We start from the raw sequence: 15,244 nt of genomic DNA, 5'->3' as shown, positions 1-15,244 counted from the left end.
GGCCTGCCCCGCCACTTCGGCTAGTTCCGGCTAGTCGAAAGGTCAGTCGGCCACTCGGCTGGGAGGGCTACTTTGGAAGCCATGGACCTGCTGAAAGCCGCCGAGGTGATCCAGGCGCCGTTGAGCGAGACGTTGTCGCAGCTGTCCGCGGCGTTCGCGGAGGCCATTCCGCACCAGGCGATCTCCGAACTGTCCAACTGCTCGTTCGCGCCGTTCAAGTTCCGAGGCGAGTCACCGGGCCCGGCCGTCACGATCGCCGACCTCGCCGCGCTGCGGTCGCTGGTGGGGGACAGCGGTGCCTGGCAGGGCCGGGCGGTGCTGGCGGGTGCCGAGGTCCCCGTGGTGGTGCTGGTGAGCGCCTTCTCCGCGCCGAGCGCGCTGCTGGTGCTCCTGCGCACCGACGACGCCCCCGTGCCGGACGAGGTGCTGGCGTCTGCCAACGCGCTGTGGGACGTCGTCACCGCGCACATGGAGGGTCTGCGCAACGAGGCCGTGCCCGCCACTCTCGCCGTGTCACGTGCAGCGGCGGCGGCCCGCGCCGTGGCCATCTCCGACCTCGGTGACGCCTACGGAGCCTCGTTGACCGCCCTGCTCGGCGTGCTGCGTGACCGCGAAGTGGACGACGCACCGGCTCGTGCGCGTGCGGTCGACCTGGCCGTCACCGCCCTGGTCGAACTGCGTGCGCGCGCGGACCTCGACCGGGCGCAGACCGAGGAACGGGCCGGTGACGCGTTCGAACGGCTCGCCGAGTCGCTGCGCCGGGTCCTGCGCGGCCGCGACGTGCGCCTGGACCTCGGCACCCCCGGCGCAGAAGAAGGCGCGGACCGCGTCCTGCCGACGGACATCGCCTCCACGGCCGGCGCGGTCGTCCGGTCCGCCGTGCACGCGATGCTGGACGACCACCGGGGCGTGAGCAGGGTCCACATCGGCTGGAAGATCGTGGGGCCGGTGCTGCGCGCGACCGTGCGCGACGACGGCCCCGGCACCCTGTCGTGCGGCAGCCTCGACACGCGCCGGGTCGCCGAACGCCTCGGGCCGATCGGCGGCACGGTGGAGGTCGACGCGGTGCCGGGCTGGGGCTCGACCGTGACGATCGAGGTGCCGCTCGGGCCGCCGGAGACCCCGCGCGAGGACCCGCTGACGGTGCTGGGCGCGCGCGAGCTCGAGGTGCTGGGCCAGCTCGCCCGCGGCCGCCGCAACCGCGACATCGCCGGTGACCTGCACATCAGCGAGTCGACGGTGAAGTTCCACGTGGCGAAGATCCTGGACAAGCTGGGTGTCGGCTCCCGCGGCGAGGCGGCCGCGCTGGCCCACGAATGGGGTGCGACGATCCGTTAGCCGATCTCGCCCAGCCGCTGCCGGACCAGGTCGCGCACCACGTCGTCGGGCAATGGCATGTCCGTCGTGAACCGGATCGTGCCCTTGGAAAGCGAGTAGCCGGCGAGCCGCTCGCGCACCACGTCCACCGCCGCCGGGCTGAACGGGAACACGGCCAGGTGGTCCTTCGCCGCCTTGAACCCGAGCAGCGGCTTGCCCTTGTGCCGCAGCGCGGCCAGGCCGTAGCTCAGGCCCTGCTCGGCACCCGGCGCCAACTCCTCCGCGAGCGCCCTGACCCGTTCGAACGCGGCCCGCGCCGGTGCGTCGAGCGAGGCGAAGTAGTCGTCCACATCGGCCATGCCGCGCACGCTACCTGGGCGAAGTGTCGTGCGAGCGAACTTGTGGCAGGTGGCGCGATCATGTCTGTTCCTGCTCGATACAGAGACCTGGACCACGCTCAGTTGCACGTCCAATAGTAGGAAGTCAAACTATTCTCATGGCGACCACTCTGCACAAGCCGGCGAACCCGGTGCGCTTTGTGACCGCGTCCAGCCTGTTCGACGGCCACGACGCGGCTATCAACATCATGCGGAGGATCCTGCAGTCGCAGGGTGCGGAGGTCATCCACCTCGGCCACAACCGGTCGGTGGCGGAGGTCGTCGACGCGGCGATCCAGGAGGACGCCCAGGGCATCGCCATCAGCGCGTACCAGGGCGGGCACGTCGAGTACTTCTCGTACCTGGTCGAGCTGCTCAACGAGCGCGGCGCCGGGCACATCAGGGTCTACGGCGGCGGTGGCGGCGTCATCGTCCCCGAGGAGATCGAGCTGCTGCACTCCCGCGGGGTCGCGCGGATCTTCTCGCCGCAGGACGGGCAGACGCTCGGCCTCGCGCGCATGATCAACCTGATGATCGAGGAGTGCGACCACGCGCTGACCACGCCGTTCAGCCTCGACGCGCTGCTGACGGGTGCGGACGAGGCCCTGGCGCGCGCGATCACGCACATCGAGGCCGGCACGGCCGAGGCCATCGAGACCACCCGCAAGGTGCCGGTCCTCGGCATCACCGGCACCGGTGGCTCTGGCAAGTCGTCGCTCACCGACGAGCTGGTCCGCCGCTTCCGGCTCGACCAGCAGGACAAGCTGCGCATCGCCGTGCTCGCCGTCGACCCGACGCGCCGCCGTGGTGGTGGCGCGTTGCTGGGCGACCGCATCCGGATGAACTGCCTCGACGGCGACCGCGTGTTCTTCCGTTCGCTGGCCACGCGCCGTGCGGGCAGTGAGATCCCGGACGGCCTGGAGCAGGCCATCGTGGCGTGCAAGGCCTCCGGCGCGGACCTGGTCATCGTCGAGACGCCCGGTATCGGTCAGGGTGACGCGGCCATCGTGCCGTTCGTCGACTTCTCGCTGTACGTGATGACACCGGAGTTCGGTGCCGCGTCGCAGCTCGAGAAGATCGACATGCTCGACTACGCGGACGCCGTGGCGATCAACAAGTTCGAACGCCGCGGTGCCGAGGACGCGCGCCGTGACATCGCACGGCAGATGGTGCGCAACCGCGAGGCGTTCGGCGTCAAGTGGGAGGACATGCCGGTCTACGGCACGTCCGCCGCGACGTTCAACGACGACGGGGTGACGGCGCTCTACCAGTTCCTGCGCGACGGCCTGGTGGAACACGGTCTGCACGCCGAGGACGGCTCGCTCGCCGTGGTCGCCGGCAAGACCTCCACGAGCGCCTCCACGATCGTGCCCGCCGCCCGCGCCCGCTACCTCTCCGACATCTCGGACACCGTGCGCGGCTACCACCGCAAGACCGACGAGCAGGTCGCCGCCGTCCGCACGCACCTGCAGCTCTCCGGCGCGCAGAGGGCGTTGGAGGCCGCGGGCAAGGGCGTCGAGGACATCGCGGAGCTGGTTTCCGACGCCGAACGCAAGGTCGACCGCGATGCGGCGGACCTGCTCCAGGCGTGGCCCGCGACCGTCGAGCAGTACTCCGGCGACGAGCTCGTGTTCAAGGTGCGGGACAAGGAGATCCACACGAAGCTGACGCGGGAGACGTTGTCCGGCAACCAGGTCCGCCGGGTCAGCCTGCCGCGCTACGACGACGAGGGCTCGCTGCTGCGGTTCCTGCGCAAGGAGAACCTGCCGGGCTTCTTCCCGTACACGGCAGGCGTCTTCCCGTTCAAGCGCGAGGGCGAGGACCCGGCCCGCATGTTCGCGGGCGAGGGCGACGCGTTCCGCACCAACCGCCGCTTCAAGTACCTGTCGAAGGGCAACCCGGCCACGCGCCTGTCGACCGCGTTCGACTCGGTGACGCTCTACGGCCGCGACCCCGACACCCCGCCGGACGTCTACGGCAAGATCGGCACCTCCGGCGTCTCGATCGCGTCGCTCGACGACATGAAGGCGCTCTACGACGGCTTCGACCTCGTGGCGCCGACGACGTCCGTGTCGATGACGATCAACGGCCCGGCGCCGACGATCCTCGCGTACTTCCTGAACACCGTGATCGACCAGGAGGTCGGCAAGTTCCAGGACGCGGAAGGCCGTGAGCCGAACGCGGAGGAGTACGAGAAGGTCAGGGCCTACGCGCTGGCCAACGTCCGCGGCACCGTTCAGGCCGACATCCTCAAGGAGGACCAGGGCCAGAACACCTGCATCTTCTCCACGGAGTTCTCGCTGCGCATGATGGCGGACATCCAGGAGTGGTTCATCCAGCAGCAGGTCCGCAACTTCTACTCGGTGTCCATCTCGGGCTACCACATCGCCGAGGCCGGGGCGAACCCCATCTCGCAGCTCGCCTTCACGTTGGCCAACGGCTTCACCTACGTCGAGTCGTACCTCGCGCGCGGGATGAACATCGACGACTTCGCGCCGAACCTGAGCTTCTTCTTCTCCAACGGCATGGACGCCGAGTACAGCGTCATCGGCCGCGTGGCACGGCGGATCTGGGCCGTGGCCATGCGCGACCGCTACGGCGCCGCGGAGCGTTCGCAGAAGTTCAAGTACCACGTGCAGACGTCCGGCCGTTCGCTGCACGCGCAGGAGATGGACTTCAACGACATCCGCACGACGCTGCAGGCGTTGTGTGCGCTGTACGACAACTGCAACTCCTTGCACACCAACGCTTACGACGAGGCGATCACCACTCCCACGGAGTCGTCCGTCCGCCGCGCGATGGCCATCCAGATGATCATCAACAAGGAGTGGGGCCTGTCCGCGAACGAGAACCCGCTGCAGGGCTCGTTCGTCATCGACGAGCTGACCGACCTCGTCGAAGAGGCCGTGCTGATGGAGTTCGACCGCATCTCCGAACGCGGCGGCGTGCTCGGCGCGATGGAGACCGGCTACCAGCGCGGCCGCATCCAGGACGAGTCGATGCTCTACGAACAGCGCAAGCACGACGGCTCGCTGCCGTTGATCGGCGTCAACACCTTCCTGCCCGAGGACGGCACGCGCGAGGTCGTGAAGATCGAGCTCGCCCGCGCCACCGAGGAGGAGAAGGAGTCCCAGGTCGACCGCACGCGCGCCTACCAGGCCGCGCACCGCGAGGAGGCCCAGAAAGCGCTGGCGCGCCTGCGTGAGGTGGCGCAGACGAACGAGAACGTGTTCGCCGTGCTGATGGACGCCGCACGCGTGTGCACGCTCGGCCAGATCACCGAGGCGTTCTTCGAGGTGGGCGGGCAGTACCGGCGCAACATCTGAGCACCTGGCCACCAGTTCCACCCCGGCCCGCCGCTGAGGCACGCGGGGCCCCCGCGTGCCTTCTGAGAGTACGCGGGGACCCCGCGTACCGTTCCAGACTTGAGTCGGGTGCGCTCAAGTCTGGAGGGGGACTGTCGTTTCGGGCAGGACTTCCGATCAGGTGCTCAGACGGCGTAGGGCCGGCCGACGATCCACCCGCCGATGCGGTCGGGGAGCTCGTCGGTCGGCACCAGCTCCACCGCGTCACCGACGCTGACCACACCCGGCCGGATCACCCAGCTGTCCAGGCACAGCACCCCGCCGAACTCGTGCCGGATCCGCCGGTGCACGTCGAGGTCCTGCGCGCCGGTGTCGGGGTCGATCGTCGTGACCACGCACCGGGCCCGCTTCTGGTACATGCCGATCACCACGTCACCGACCACCAGCGCGTGCCCCGGCCAGCCGTCCTCCTCGCCGGCCTCGACCCCGCCGATCAGGATGTTGGGCCGCAGCCGCCGCACGTCGACGCCCGCCGCCTCCACCTGGCCGTCCGTGGCCACCAGGACGTTCAGCACGTCGAAGCGCTCAGGTCCGGTGTAGTGGGTCAGCCTGCCGCCGAACGGCAGCACCTTCTCGTGGGCCTGCCAGCTGTCCCACGGGTGCCCGTCGACCAGCGGGCCGTCCTGGCCGGTGGAGGCGGGGATCGTGAGCAGGCCGTACCGGGTGCGTCCGGTCAGCACACCGCGCGGTCCCTGCACGTGCACCAGCCGGTCGCCCTCCACGCCGTCCGAGGTGAACGTGGCCTGGTCCAGCGACTCGCCGCCCAGTGACTTCACCGGGTAGCGCCACAACGCCTTGACGTGCACGTTTCTCACTCCTGCGGGATCTCGTAGGTGGAGTTCGGGTCGATGCGGCGGTCGGCTTCGGCGATCCTCACGTCGTTGATGCTCGCCTCGCGCCGCGACATCAGGCCGGACTCGGCGAACTCCCAGTTCTCGTTGCCGTAGCTGCGCCACCACTGGCCCTCGTCGTCGTGCCACTCGTACTGGAAGCGCACGGCGATGCGGTTGTCGCCGAACGCCCACAGCGACTTGCGCAGCACGTACTCGTGCTCGCGCTCCCACTTCTTCGTCAGGAACGCGACGATCTCGTCGGTGCCGTGGACGAACTCGGACCTGTTGCGCCACACCGAGTCCGATGTGTAGGCGCCGGCGACGCGCCGCGGGTCCTTCGTGTTCCAGGCGTCCTGCGCCGCCTGCACCTTGAGCCTGGCGGTCTCCGCGTCGAACGGGGGCACGAGTGTCACGGCTGTCCTTCCAACGGTTGATCGACCCAACGTTTGGTCGGCGCTGCAAACGTTAGAACGAGAACCTAATGGATGCAAGCCTGTGTTACCGTTAGACGTGCTGACGCCCGACGAACCCCGGCCGGTCCTGCTGATGAACACCGTGTGGGCCAATCGGTCGCAGGTGCACGACGACCTGACGACTGTCGGTGGGCTTCGCGAGTTCCTGGGTGTGCCGGCGGACGAGGCCGATCTGACGGCGTTCCGCGCGTTGCGGGAGGCGCTTCGCGACCTCGCGGGTGTGCTCACGTCGGACACGCGTCCGGTCGCGCAGAACCGTGACCTGGAACGGGCTGTGGCGGAGGTGAACCGTGCCGCGCGCAGTGCGCCGCGGTGGCCGCAGCTGACCGTGCGGGACGGGGAACTTTTGCGGTACAACGAAAGTGATGGATCACTCGCGGATCGTGAGCGCGCGTCGATCGCCGCAGAGGCCGTCGAGCTGTTCACCGGCGAGGCCAGGATCCTGTTGCGCGCCTGTTATGCGCCGGGCTGCGTGCTGTACTTCGTGAAGGACCACCCGCGCCGCGAATGGTGCTCGCCGTCGTGCGGCAACCGCGTCCGCGCGGCACGCCACTACCGGCGCAATCGGGGTGAATCCCCTGGTCCGAACGGGTTTTCCTGATCAGCGGGGGTAAACATGAGCCGCCACGGTTCCGATTAAACGGACAACAGTTGGGCGCGTTCTGTGTGGTGGTGATCCGCGATGTCCCGAGAATCCGTGCCAGGTCACGACATCAGCTATCACCTCGTCTGCTTCGACGAGACAGGCAACGAGCGGGGACGCGACAGCGCGGACGTGCTGTACGACGCCCGCCGAGGCGTCACCGACGTCTTCTTCTTCATCCACGGGTGGAACGGCGACGTGCCGGCCGCCCGTGAGCAGTACGGGCGGTGGGTCGCGACGATGGCCGACTGCCGGGCCGAACGTGAAGCGGCACACCGGCTTCCCGGCGGTTTCAAGTCCCTGCTCGTCGGCCTGCACTGGCCGTCGAAGGCGTGGGGCGACGAGGACGTGCGTTCGGACGAGTTCATCAAGGCACAGGCCCAGCGCCTCGGCGGAGGCGCCGGTCGCACGGCCGCGGTCCGCACGATCGTCGAGGCCGCCAGGCAACATCCGTGCCGGATGTCGGCCACGGTCAAGCAGGCCTACGACTACCTGGAGAGCTCGGTCCCCGACCTGCCGGGCGAGGACGGGATGGCGTTCGACGCCGAGCAGCTCTACCGGGCGTGCCTGGAGGACCCGGCGCTGGGCGGGATCCTCTCGCCGTTGCGGATCCTGACGTTCTGGAAGATGAAGCGCCGCGCCAAGGTCTTCGGCGAGAGCGGCGCGGCCAGGATCGCCCGCGAGGTGGCCCAGGCCGCCCCGAACGCCCGCGTGCACCTGATGGGCCACAGCTTCGGCTGCATCAGCGCCACGGCGATGGCGAACGTGGTGCCCGCCGCGACGCTGACCCTGGTGCAGGGCGCGATGTCGCTGTGGTCGTTCGCGGAACGGCTGCCGGGCGAACCCGGCTCCGGGTACTTCCGCGGTGTGCTCGGCCGCGTGCCCGGCCCGATCATCGTCACCACGTCGTCGAACGACTACGCCATCGGCCGCTTCTACCCGCTGGCCGCGCGTTCGGGCCGTCAGGTCGACCTGGACGAGTACCCGAAGTACGGCGGCCTCGGCTCGCACGGCGTGCAGGGCACGTACGCGCACGGCCACAACATCGGATCTCCCGGTGAGCTCCAGCGCGGGCAGGTGCACAACGTCGACTGCACGTCGGTGATCCGCCGCATCGACGGGATCGCGGGCGCGCACAACGACATCTGCCACCCGGAGCTGGCGCGGCTGCTGTGGAAGGCGGTGCTGGTCCGGTAGCGGTGTCCGTTTTCAGAAACACGCGTTTCCGTTGACTCCTCCGATGACCCGGTTCTACGGTGAGGTCACCGTCGCTGCCGAAATCCCTCGGAGCCGAGGACGGTAGCCAATGTTTCGTCATCCATTGTGGATGGTCGCTGCGTTCGTGCCGGCACTGGTGGCCGGCACGACACCGGCGCAGGCCGCGGATCCCGTGCTGGTACCAGTTTTCGACGGCAGGACCCTCGACGGCTGGACCATGCACGCCAAGGACGCGTTCGTCGTCAAGAACGGCGCGATCCACAGCCAGAAGAACGCCTCACGCGGCTGGATCTACTACGACAAGCAGCAGTACAAGAGCTTCCGCTGGATCTTCAAGCTGCGCCAGGTCTCCGGTGACCACAAGCCGACCGTGCTGATCTGGGGCAAGATCGCGACGCCCGCGCTGAACGGCCTGGGCGCCATCCAGTTCCAGCCGCCCAACGGCGGCGCGTGGGACTACCGGCCCGGCCACAACAACGGCGGGGGCAAGCTCTTCACCAGGTACCCGCACCCGAGCTGGGACGTGAAGAAGTGGGCGCAGTGCGAGATCCTCGCCGACGGTGACACCGGCATCGCGCGGATGGCGTGCTGCCCGCTGCCCGACGGCGCGGTGAAGTGCAAGGCGCAGGAGGTCCTGAGGTTCGAGGACAGGAAGGAACCCGCCGGCCGCGAGGCGCCGCTGGCGATCCAGATCCACAACAAGGGCATCGAGGACGAGTACAAGGACCTCGTCGTCGAGTCGCCCGTGGCCGACCCGTCGAAGTTCCTCACGACCTGACCGTGGTGCGGCTGGGCGTGGCTACTGCGCGCCCAGCCGCAGGACCATCTGGGGTACCAGCGTGTTGCCGAGGCGGGCGCGCAGGTCCGCGCGCAACGCGGACAGGCTCATCGCGTCGTGTGCCGGGGAGACGTCGAACCCGAGGGTCCTCGCGGTCAGGATCACCCGCTGCATCGCCTGCCCCGCGCGGATCTCCGCCGCCGCACCCTGGTTGAACGTGCACAGGACCAGCTCGGTGCCGCTCTGCACGTGCAGCCAGGCCCGTTCCACCTCGGCCGCACGCGACAGCGACCCGCGCCACGAGGCGAGCTCGGGGAACACCGTCCAAGTGCGACGGTTCGTGCGCAGGGCGTGCAGCAACGCGCGCACGTCCGGGCTGGGCTCCTGGTACCCGCCGAGCCTGATGGCCGCCGCCGCGTCGTGCGCGCTCGGGCCCGGCAGCAGCGTCACGAGTGGACGGATGCCGTGTCCCTGCAGGGCCAGCCGGACGTTGAGCAGGGCGGTCCCGCAGGCCAGACGCGTCTCCCTGCTGTGCGGGGTGGAGGTGTGCAGCTCGATCTGCTCGGGCCGCACCTCGTACTGCACGCCGGAGAGGGAGGCGAGCGCGAGGGCGAGGACGCCGCGCACGTCCTCACTCGCGAGTCCGAGTGAGCCGGGCACAGCGATCGTCATGTGCACACTGTCCGACCGGGGAGGGTGATCGGCCACGGTCGAAGGTCCTCACTTGGTAGGGCCTGTTTCAGTGTCTCGTTCACGACAACCGCCGCCGAGGTGCCCTGGAGGAGACGTCCGGGCAGGCCCTGCCCGTGAACTGCCGGAAAATGTGCGAATCTAGTCGTCGTGCCTGACGTGCCTGGTCGCCGTGACCTCGACGAGCTGCTCGACGAGGTGCGTGACCGCATGGACGAGATCGTCACCACGCGTGACCACATGCAGGAACTGCTCGGCGCCGTGCTCGCCGTCGCGTCGGGTCTGGAACTCGAGTCGACGTTGCTGCGGATCGTGCAGGCCGCCGTGGACCTGGTCGGCGCCCGTTACGGCGCGCTGGGCGTGCTCGGCACGCGTGACGACCTGTTGGGGTTCCACCACGTCGGTGTCGACGAGGCGACCCGCGCGTCGATGGGGCACCTGCCGGAGGGCAAGGGCCTGCTCGGGCTGCTCATCAAGGACCCGACACCGCTGCGCCTGCGGGACCTCAGCAGGCACGAGATGTCGGTCGGCTTCCCGCCCAACCACCCGCCGATGCACAGCTTCCTCGGCGTGCCCGTGCGCGTGCGCGACGAGGTGTTCGGCAACCTCTACATGACCGAGAAGATCGGTGCCGCCGAGTTCACCGCCGACGACGAGGCCGTGCTCCTGGCCCTGGCCGCGGCCGCCGGCATCGCGATCGAGAACGCCCGCCTGTTCGAGCGCTCGCGCATGCGCGAGCGCTGGCTGGAGGCGATCGGCGAGGTCAACTCCGAACTGCTCGGCGGCGCGTCCGGCGAGTACGCGCTGCGCCTGATCACCCAGCGCACCGTCGAACTGGCCGGCGCCGACTCGGCCCTGGTCGTCCTCGGGGACGGCCTGCACATGCCGCTGTCGGTGGCCGCGAGCGCGGGCGTGAAGATCGACGACTTCAACGCAGCCGACTACGGGGTCGACGAGGTGATCCGCTCCGGCGTGCCGCTGCTGGTGGACGACCTGGGCTCGGCGTTCGGCCCGGCGCTGGCCGTGCCGCTGCGGTCGGAGATGGGCGTGACGGGCGCCCTGGTCGTGCTGCGGCACGGCGGCGAGACGCGCTTCCTGCCGGACCAGGTGCCGATGCTGGCGTCGTTCGCCGACCAGGCGGCCGTCGCACTGGAGTTCGCCGAGCAGCAACGCTCGCAGCGTCTGCTGGACGTGCTGGAGGACCGCGACCGGATCGCCCGCGACCTGCACGACCACGTGATCCAGCGGCTGTTCGTCACCGGCCTGACGCTGCAGGCCACCCTGCGCCGCATCACCGAACCCGAGGTGGCCGCCCGCCTGCGCACGGCGGTGGAGCAGCTCGACGAGACCGTCCGCGAGATCCGCACGTCCATCTTCGACCTGCACTCGAGCGACAACACCTCGTTGCGGCGCAGGCTGCTGGACCTCGTCGCCGGCCTGACTGAGGCCACGCACCTCAAGCCGTCCATCCGCATGTCCGGCACCGTCGACAACTCGGTGCCGCCCGAGCTCGCCGAACACGTCGAGGCCGTGGTGCGCGAGGCCGTCACGAACTGCGTCCGGCACGCGTCCGCCACCGAGCTGACGGTGCTCATCGACGCCGGCGAGGACGTCGTGATCACCGTGCAGGACAACGGGATCGGCGTCCCGGCGGACGCGGCACGCAGCGGTCTCCGCAACCTGGCTCACCGCGCGTCGATGTTCGGCGGGTCGCTGGAGGTCCAGGTGCCGGACGGCGGCGGTGCCTGCGTGATCTGGCGCGTCCCGCTCGGCTAGCGCTTGTCGCCGTCCTTGCGGAACTGCGAGGCGAACACCGCGGCCTGGGTGCGGCGCTGCATGCCGAGCTTCGCCAGCAGGTGCGAGACGTAGTTCTTGACCGTCTTCTCGGCGAGGAACATGCGCTCGGCGATCTGCCGGTTCGTCAGGCCCTCGCCGATCAGGTCGAGCACCGTGCGCTCCTGCTCGCTGAGCATGCGCAGCGGGTCGCCCTCCTCGCGCTCGCGGCGGATCCGGTTGAGCAGCGCGGAGGTCGTGCGGGCGTCCAGAAGGGACTGTCCGGCCGCCACCGTGCGGACGGCGTTGACCAGGTCGGCGCCGAGGATCTGCTTCAGCACGAAACCGGACGCGCCCGCCATGATCGCGTCGAAGAGCGCCTCGTCGTCCGCGAAGCTCGTCAGCATCAGGCACTGCAGGCCCGGGATGCGGCTGCGCAGCTCGCGGCACAGCTCGATGCCGTTGCCGTCGGGCAGCCTGATGTCGAGGACCGCCACGTCGGCCTGGGCACCCGGCACCTTGGCCAGGGCCTCCGTGACCGACGCGGCGTCACCGACCACTTCCAGGTCGGACTCCTCGCCGAGCAGGTCCGCAATGCCGCGGCGGACGATCTCATGGTCGTCGACGAGGAACACACGCGTCGCCATGAGGGTCACGGTAGCCCAAAGACCCTGACACGAGGGGACCAACGGCACGCGGCTCACTACGACGATCGGGCCTACTTTGGGATCATGAGCAGTCTCCCCGTGGTGGTCGGTGTCGACGGTTCCTCGTCCGCGCTCGCGGCGGTGGCGTGGGCCGCCCGGGCCTGCGTGCTGCACGGCGCGCCGTTGCGGCTGGTGCACGCCTACTCGTTGCCGACGCGCGGGTACCCGGAGGTCATCTCTTCGGCGCGTGACCTGCGCTCGGCCATGTACGACCAAGGGCGGATGTGGCTTTCTCAGGCCGTTGCCGTCGCACGGGCGGAAGCTCCTGATGTGCCCGTGGAGCACGACTTGCGCATGGAACACCCCACACCCGTGTTGCTCGCGGAGTCTGCACGCGCACGAGAAGTGGTGGTGGGATCGCACGGACTGGGCGGTTTCACCGGCGCGTTGGTCGGCTCAACGGCCGTGGCGCTGTCACAGCACGGTGAGTGCCCAATAGTGGTGGTGCGCGGCAACCGCCAGGAGGGACCCGTGGTGGTGGGTGTCGACCTCTCGCCCGGTTCGGACCCGGCCATCGGCTTCGGGTTCGAGGAGGCGGCGGCGTCCGGGGTGCCGCTGGTGGCGGCGATGGCGCACGTCGACGAGCAGTCGTCGTTGCTGAACACGCGAATGTCCGGGTGGCTGGAGAAGTACCCGGACGTCGCGGTGGAACAGATGGTGGTGGGGGAGCGGCCGATCCCGTTGCTGATCGAGCTGGGGCAACGGGCCGGGCTGCTCGTCGTCGGGTCTCGGGGGCGTGGCGGATTCGCCGGGATGCTGCTCGGGTCTACCTCGCAGGCCCTGATCTACCACGCCCCGTGCCCGGTGGCCGTCGTCAGGCCTGCTTGACGGCCGAGATCTCGAACTCGAGGACGACCTTCTCGCTGACCAGCACACCGCCGGTCTCGAGCGCGGCGTTCCAGGTCACGCCGTAGTCCTTGCGGTTGATCGTGTGCGAGCCCTCGAAGCCCACGCGGGTCTGGCCGTACGGGTCGATGGCCACGCCCTCGAAGGCGAACGGGATCGTGATGCTCTTGGTGATGCCCTTGATGGTCAGGTCACCGGTGATCTCGAAGTTGTCGTCGTCGATCTGCTTCGCGGAGGTCGAGACGAACGTGATCTCCGGGTGGGTCTCGACGTCGAGGAAGTCGTTGGTGGTCAGGTGACCGTCGCGCTGCGCGTTGCGGGTGTCGATGCTCGCGACCTTGAGGGTCACCGCGGCGGTGGTGTTCTCGGGCTTGTCACCGTCGATGGAGATCTTGCCGTCGAACTCGTTGAACGCACCACGAACCTTGGTGACCATCGCGTGGCGTGCGACGAAGCCGATGCGGGAGTGCGAGCCGTCGATGACGTAGTCGCCGGTCAGTTCGGAGAGGTTGGTGGCGGTGGTCATGGTGTCAAGTCCTTCGGTTGCTCGATTTGGTTGAAGTGTCACTCACCCTGCCGGAACGTGGATGATGTGTCAACTATTCCCGTATGCTGAACCAGTGACACGATGGTTGGAACCTGAGCAGCAGCGGGCGTGGCGTGCCTACGTCCGCATGCAGGGGGAGCTCAATGCGCATCTGAGCAGGCAGATGTCAGTCGACTCGGACATCTCGATGGCTGACTTCGCCGTGCTGGTGCAGCTCACGGACACGCCGGATGGACGCGTACGCGTGTTGGAGCTCGCACGTTTTCTGCACTGGGAGAAGAGCCGTATCTCGCATCACGTCGCAAGGATGGAGAAGCGCGGCCTGGTGCGCAGGGAGAACTGCAGCAGCGACGGGCGCGGGTCGTTCGTCGTGCTGACGGACCAGGGCCGGTCGGCGATCGAGGAGGCCGCCCCCTCGCACGCCGAGACGGTCAACAAGCTGGTGTTCGACCTGCTCGACGACTCCGAGGTGGTGGCGCTGCGGGAGATCTCCGAGAAGATCTTCACGCGCCTAACGACAGGAGAATGTGCGGCGGTAATCGCTCGGTGCGATGCCGACGACCCGGTGGAAGTGGTGCCGGAGGAGAGCGGCTGTCCCGAAGCCTGACCTGGTCGCGACCGCGTCGACGTCCAGGTCGGTCTCCTCGAGGAGCCTGCGCGCGTGAAGTACCCGTTGGAGTGACAGCCACTTGTTCGGGGTGGTGCCGGTCTCCGCGGCGAACCTGCGCGCGAAAGTCCGTTCGGACATGACGGCGAGCCTCGCCATCGTGGCCACCGTGTGGTTGTCCGCGATCGTGGCGAGCACCTGCTCCAGCACGGGCTCCAGGCTGTCGGAGCTGCACTCGGGGATCGGAAGCTCCACGAACTGCCGCTGACCGCCGTCGCGCTGCGGGGCCACGACCATCCGGCGCGCGATGGTGTTGGCGACCTTGGTGCCCAGCTCCCGCCGGACCAGGTGCAGGCAGGCGTCGATGCCCGCCGCGGTGCCGGCGCTGGTGATGATGTCGCCGTCGTCCACGAACAGCACGTCCGGGTCCATCTGGGCCTTCGGGAACCGCTCCTGGAACTGCCGCGCCTCCCGCCAGTGCGTCGTGCAGTTCCGGTCGTCGAGCAGCCCGGCCGCGCCGAGGATGAACGCCCCGCTGCACACGCTGAGCAGCGTCGCGTCGGTCTCCTGAAGCGCCTTGACCAGTTTCTCCGGGTAGTGGTCGCGGACCCGCGCGGCGGGCAGTGCGACCAGGTCGACGCTCTGCAGCGCGTCGAACCCGTGTTCCGGTGTGATGCTCACGCCCCGGATGCTCGTCGGCACCGGTTCGTTCGGGAGCTCGCCGCACACCCGGAAGTCGATCAGCGGCACGCCCTCCTCCGTCCGGTCGATGCCGAACACCTCGCAGAGCAGGCCGAACTCGAACGGCGCGACGCCGTCGATGAGGGGAACCGCGACCGATCGGAGCATGGCAGGATTTTAGCGCGCAGCGTCAGATCTGCCACTGTTGGCGGGATATTGCCGACCATACATTTATGACATGACTCTTGCAGTGATCCTCCTGGCAGTAGCAGCCCTCTCCGTCTGGCTCGACCGGCACCGCGACCGCAACGCCGGTCTGGCGGGCTCGACCGACGTCAACGACCGTGACCGCACCCGAGTGCGCAACGACCTCCGGTACCTCACCTGAT

At 68.9% G+C, this 15,244-nt stretch carries 16 protein-coding genes; 9 read left to right on the top strand and 7 right to left on the bottom strand.

Annotated elements, in window-relative coordinates:
- Window positions 1–81 precede the first annotated feature (81 nt).
- On the top strand, window positions 82–1,338 hold the full coding sequence (locus tag ACSHWB_RS47205; RefSeq protein ID WP_439659881.1) for a LuxR C-terminal-related transcriptional regulator: 1,257 nt from the start codon (window positions 82–84) through the stop codon (window positions 1,336–1,338).
- Here ACSHWB_RS47205 and ACSHWB_RS47200 read toward each other — a convergent pair.
- A complete protein-coding gene (locus ACSHWB_RS47200) occupies window positions 1,335–1,676 on the bottom strand; it encodes an iron chaperone (protein WP_439659880.1) in 342 nt (113 codons plus the stop codon). The two genes, ACSHWB_RS47205 and ACSHWB_RS47200, sit on opposite strands and share 4 nt — an antisense overlap.
- Before the next feature lie 137 nt (window positions 1,677–1,813).
- On the opposite strand from ACSHWB_RS47200, the gene icmF reads away from it, so the two are divergent.
- Window positions 1,814–5,020 carry a fused isobutyryl-CoA mutase/GTPase IcmF gene (icmF, locus tag ACSHWB_RS47195; protein ID WP_439659879.1) on the top strand — a complete coding sequence of 1,069 codons (3,207 nt, stop codon included), beginning with the start codon at window positions 1,814–1,816 and terminating at the stop codon, window positions 5,018–5,020.
- 164 nt (window positions 5,021–5,184) lie between these two features.
- Here icmF and ACSHWB_RS47190 read toward each other — a convergent pair whose 3' ends face one another.
- Entirely contained in the window at window positions 5,185–5,874 is a 690-nt protein-coding gene (locus ACSHWB_RS47190; RefSeq protein ID WP_439659878.1) for an MOSC domain-containing protein, read from the bottom strand.
- Complete coding sequence (locus tag ACSHWB_RS47185) at window positions 5,871–6,305, bottom strand: nuclear transport factor 2 family protein (protein ID WP_439659877.1); 435 nt, start codon at window positions 6,303–6,305, stop codon at window positions 5,871–5,873. The genes ACSHWB_RS47190 and ACSHWB_RS47185 overlap by 4 nt, the downstream gene beginning before the upstream one ends.
- Before the next feature lie 97 nt (window positions 6,306–6,402).
- Here ACSHWB_RS47185 and ACSHWB_RS47180 point away from each other — a divergent pair, with 97 nt between their 5' ends.
- The 3 genes from ACSHWB_RS47180 (at window position 6,403) to ACSHWB_RS47170 (ending at window position 9,004) form a co-directional block, all read left to right on the top strand.
- Complete coding sequence (locus tag ACSHWB_RS47180) at window positions 6,403–6,966, top strand: CGNR zinc finger domain-containing protein (RefSeq protein ID WP_439659876.1); 564 nt, start codon at window positions 6,403–6,405, stop codon at window positions 6,964–6,966.
- Window positions 6,967–7,047: 81 nt separating this feature from the next.
- On the top strand, window positions 7,048–8,205 hold the full coding sequence (locus ACSHWB_RS47175; protein WP_439659875.1) for a hypothetical protein: 1,158 nt from the start codon (window positions 7,048–7,050) through the stop codon (window positions 8,203–8,205).
- Window positions 8,206–8,335: 130 nt separating this feature from the next.
- Window positions 8,336–9,004: a family 16 glycoside hydrolase gene (locus tag ACSHWB_RS47170; protein ID WP_439659874.1), complete on the top strand. Its 669-nt coding sequence runs from the start codon at window positions 8,336–8,338 to the stop codon at window positions 9,002–9,004.
- A gap of 21 nt (window positions 9,005–9,025) precedes the next feature.
- On the opposite strand, the gene ACSHWB_RS47165 is transcribed toward ACSHWB_RS47170, so the two are convergent.
- Window positions 9,026–9,676: a hypothetical protein gene (locus tag ACSHWB_RS47165; RefSeq protein ID WP_439659873.1), complete on the bottom strand. Its 651-nt coding sequence runs from the start codon at window positions 9,674–9,676 to the stop codon at window positions 9,026–9,028.
- Between the two features lie 228 nt (window positions 9,677–9,904).
- Between ACSHWB_RS47165 and ACSHWB_RS47160 the strand changes: the two genes are divergently transcribed.
- Window positions 9,905–11,470, top strand: coding sequence for a GAF domain-containing protein (locus ACSHWB_RS47160; protein WP_439664797.1), 1,566 nt, complete (start codon window positions 9,905–9,907; stop codon window positions 11,468–11,470).
- Here the strand turns inward: ACSHWB_RS47160 and ACSHWB_RS47155 are convergent.
- The gene (locus ACSHWB_RS47155; protein WP_439659872.1) at window positions 11,467–12,114 is read right to left on the bottom strand and encodes a response regulator transcription factor; all 648 of its coding nucleotides are present in this window, start codon (window positions 12,112–12,114) and stop codon (window positions 11,467–11,469) included. The two genes, ACSHWB_RS47160 and ACSHWB_RS47155, sit on opposite strands and share 4 nt — an antisense overlap.
- Window positions 12,115–12,198: 84 nt before the next feature.
- Here ACSHWB_RS47155 and ACSHWB_RS47150 point away from each other — a divergent pair, with 84 nt between their 5' ends.
- A complete protein-coding gene (locus tag ACSHWB_RS47150) occupies window positions 12,199–13,002 on the top strand; it encodes a universal stress protein (RefSeq protein ID WP_439659871.1) in 804 nt (267 codons plus the stop codon).
- On the opposite strand, the gene ACSHWB_RS47145 is transcribed toward ACSHWB_RS47150, so the two are convergent.
- Window positions 12,989–13,546, bottom strand: a complete 558-nt coding sequence (locus ACSHWB_RS47145) for a YceI family protein (protein ID WP_360034849.1) — start codon at window positions 13,544–13,546, stop codon at window positions 12,989–12,991. The genes ACSHWB_RS47150 and ACSHWB_RS47145 overlap by 14 nt on opposite strands.
- A gap of 94 nt (window positions 13,547–13,640) precedes the next feature.
- Between ACSHWB_RS47145 and ACSHWB_RS47140 the strand changes: the two genes are divergently transcribed.
- Window positions 13,641–14,174 (top strand): MarR family winged helix-turn-helix transcriptional regulator, encoded by a 534-nt coding sequence (locus ACSHWB_RS47140; RefSeq protein ID WP_439659870.1) that lies wholly within the window; start codon window positions 13,641–13,643, stop codon window positions 14,172–14,174.
- Here ACSHWB_RS47140 and ACSHWB_RS47135 read toward each other — a convergent pair.
- Window positions 14,079–15,023, bottom strand: coding sequence for a helix-turn-helix domain-containing protein (locus ACSHWB_RS47135; RefSeq protein ID WP_439659869.1), 945 nt, complete (start codon window positions 15,021–15,023; stop codon window positions 14,079–14,081). The genes ACSHWB_RS47140 and ACSHWB_RS47135 overlap by 96 nt on opposite strands.
- Before the next feature lie 70 nt (window positions 15,024–15,093).
- On the opposite strand from ACSHWB_RS47135, the gene ACSHWB_RS47130 reads away from it, so the two are divergent.
- Window positions 15,094–15,243, top strand: coding sequence for a hypothetical protein (locus ACSHWB_RS47130; protein ID WP_439659868.1), 150 nt, complete (start codon window positions 15,094–15,096; stop codon window positions 15,241–15,243).
- Window position 15,244: the final 1 nt, after the last annotated feature.

This window comes from Lentzea sp. HUAS TT2 (genome assembly GCF_051853195.1).
Taxonomy (GTDB): Bacteria; Actinomycetota; Actinomycetes; order Mycobacteriales; family Pseudonocardiaceae; genus Lentzea.
This window is presented reverse-complemented; position numbering and strand designations above follow the sequence as displayed.

Bases quoted from the DNA above. Each gene is read 5' to 3' on its own strand.
- ACSHWB_RS47205 (WP_439659881.1), top strand. From the start codon at position 82: ATGGACCTGCTGAAAGCCGCCGAGGTGATCCAGGCGCCGTTGAGCGAG.
- ACSHWB_RS47200 (WP_439659880.1), bottom strand. From the start codon at position 1,676: ATGGCCGATGTGGACGACTACTTCGCCTCGCTCGACGCACCGGCGCGG.
- icmF (WP_439659879.1), top strand. From the start codon at position 1,814: ATGGCGACCACTCTGCACAAGCCGGCGAACCCGGTGCGCTTTGTGACC.
- ACSHWB_RS47175 (WP_439659875.1), top strand. From the start codon at position 7,048: ATGTCCCGAGAATCCGTGCCAGGTCACGACATCAGCTATCACCTCGTC.
- ACSHWB_RS47170 (WP_439659874.1), top strand. From the start codon at position 8,336: ATGGTCGCTGCGTTCGTGCCGGCACTGGTGGCCGGCACGACACCGGCG.
- ACSHWB_RS47165 (WP_439659873.1), bottom strand. From the start codon at position 9,676: ATGACGATCGCTGTGCCCGGCTCACTCGGACTCGCGAGTGAGGACGTG.
- ACSHWB_RS47160 (WP_439664797.1), top strand. From the start codon at position 9,905: ATGGACGAGATCGTCACCACGCGTGACCACATGCAGGAACTGCTCGGC.
- ACSHWB_RS47155 (WP_439659872.1), bottom strand. From the start codon at position 12,114: ATGGCGACGCGTGTGTTCCTCGTCGACGACCATGAGATCGTCCGCCGC.
- ACSHWB_RS47150 (WP_439659871.1), top strand. From the start codon at position 12,199: ATGAGCAGTCTCCCCGTGGTGGTCGGTGTCGACGGTTCCTCGTCCGCG.
- ACSHWB_RS47145 (WP_360034849.1), bottom strand. From the start codon at position 13,546: ATGACCACCGCCACCAACCTCTCCGAACTGACCGGCGACTACGTCATC.
- ACSHWB_RS47135 (WP_439659869.1), bottom strand. From the start codon at position 15,023: ATGCTCCGATCGGTCGCGGTTCCCCTCATCGACGGCGTCGCGCCGTTC.
- ACSHWB_RS47130 (WP_439659868.1), top strand. From the start codon at position 15,094: ATGACTCTTGCAGTGATCCTCCTGGCAGTAGCAGCCCTCTCCGTCTGG.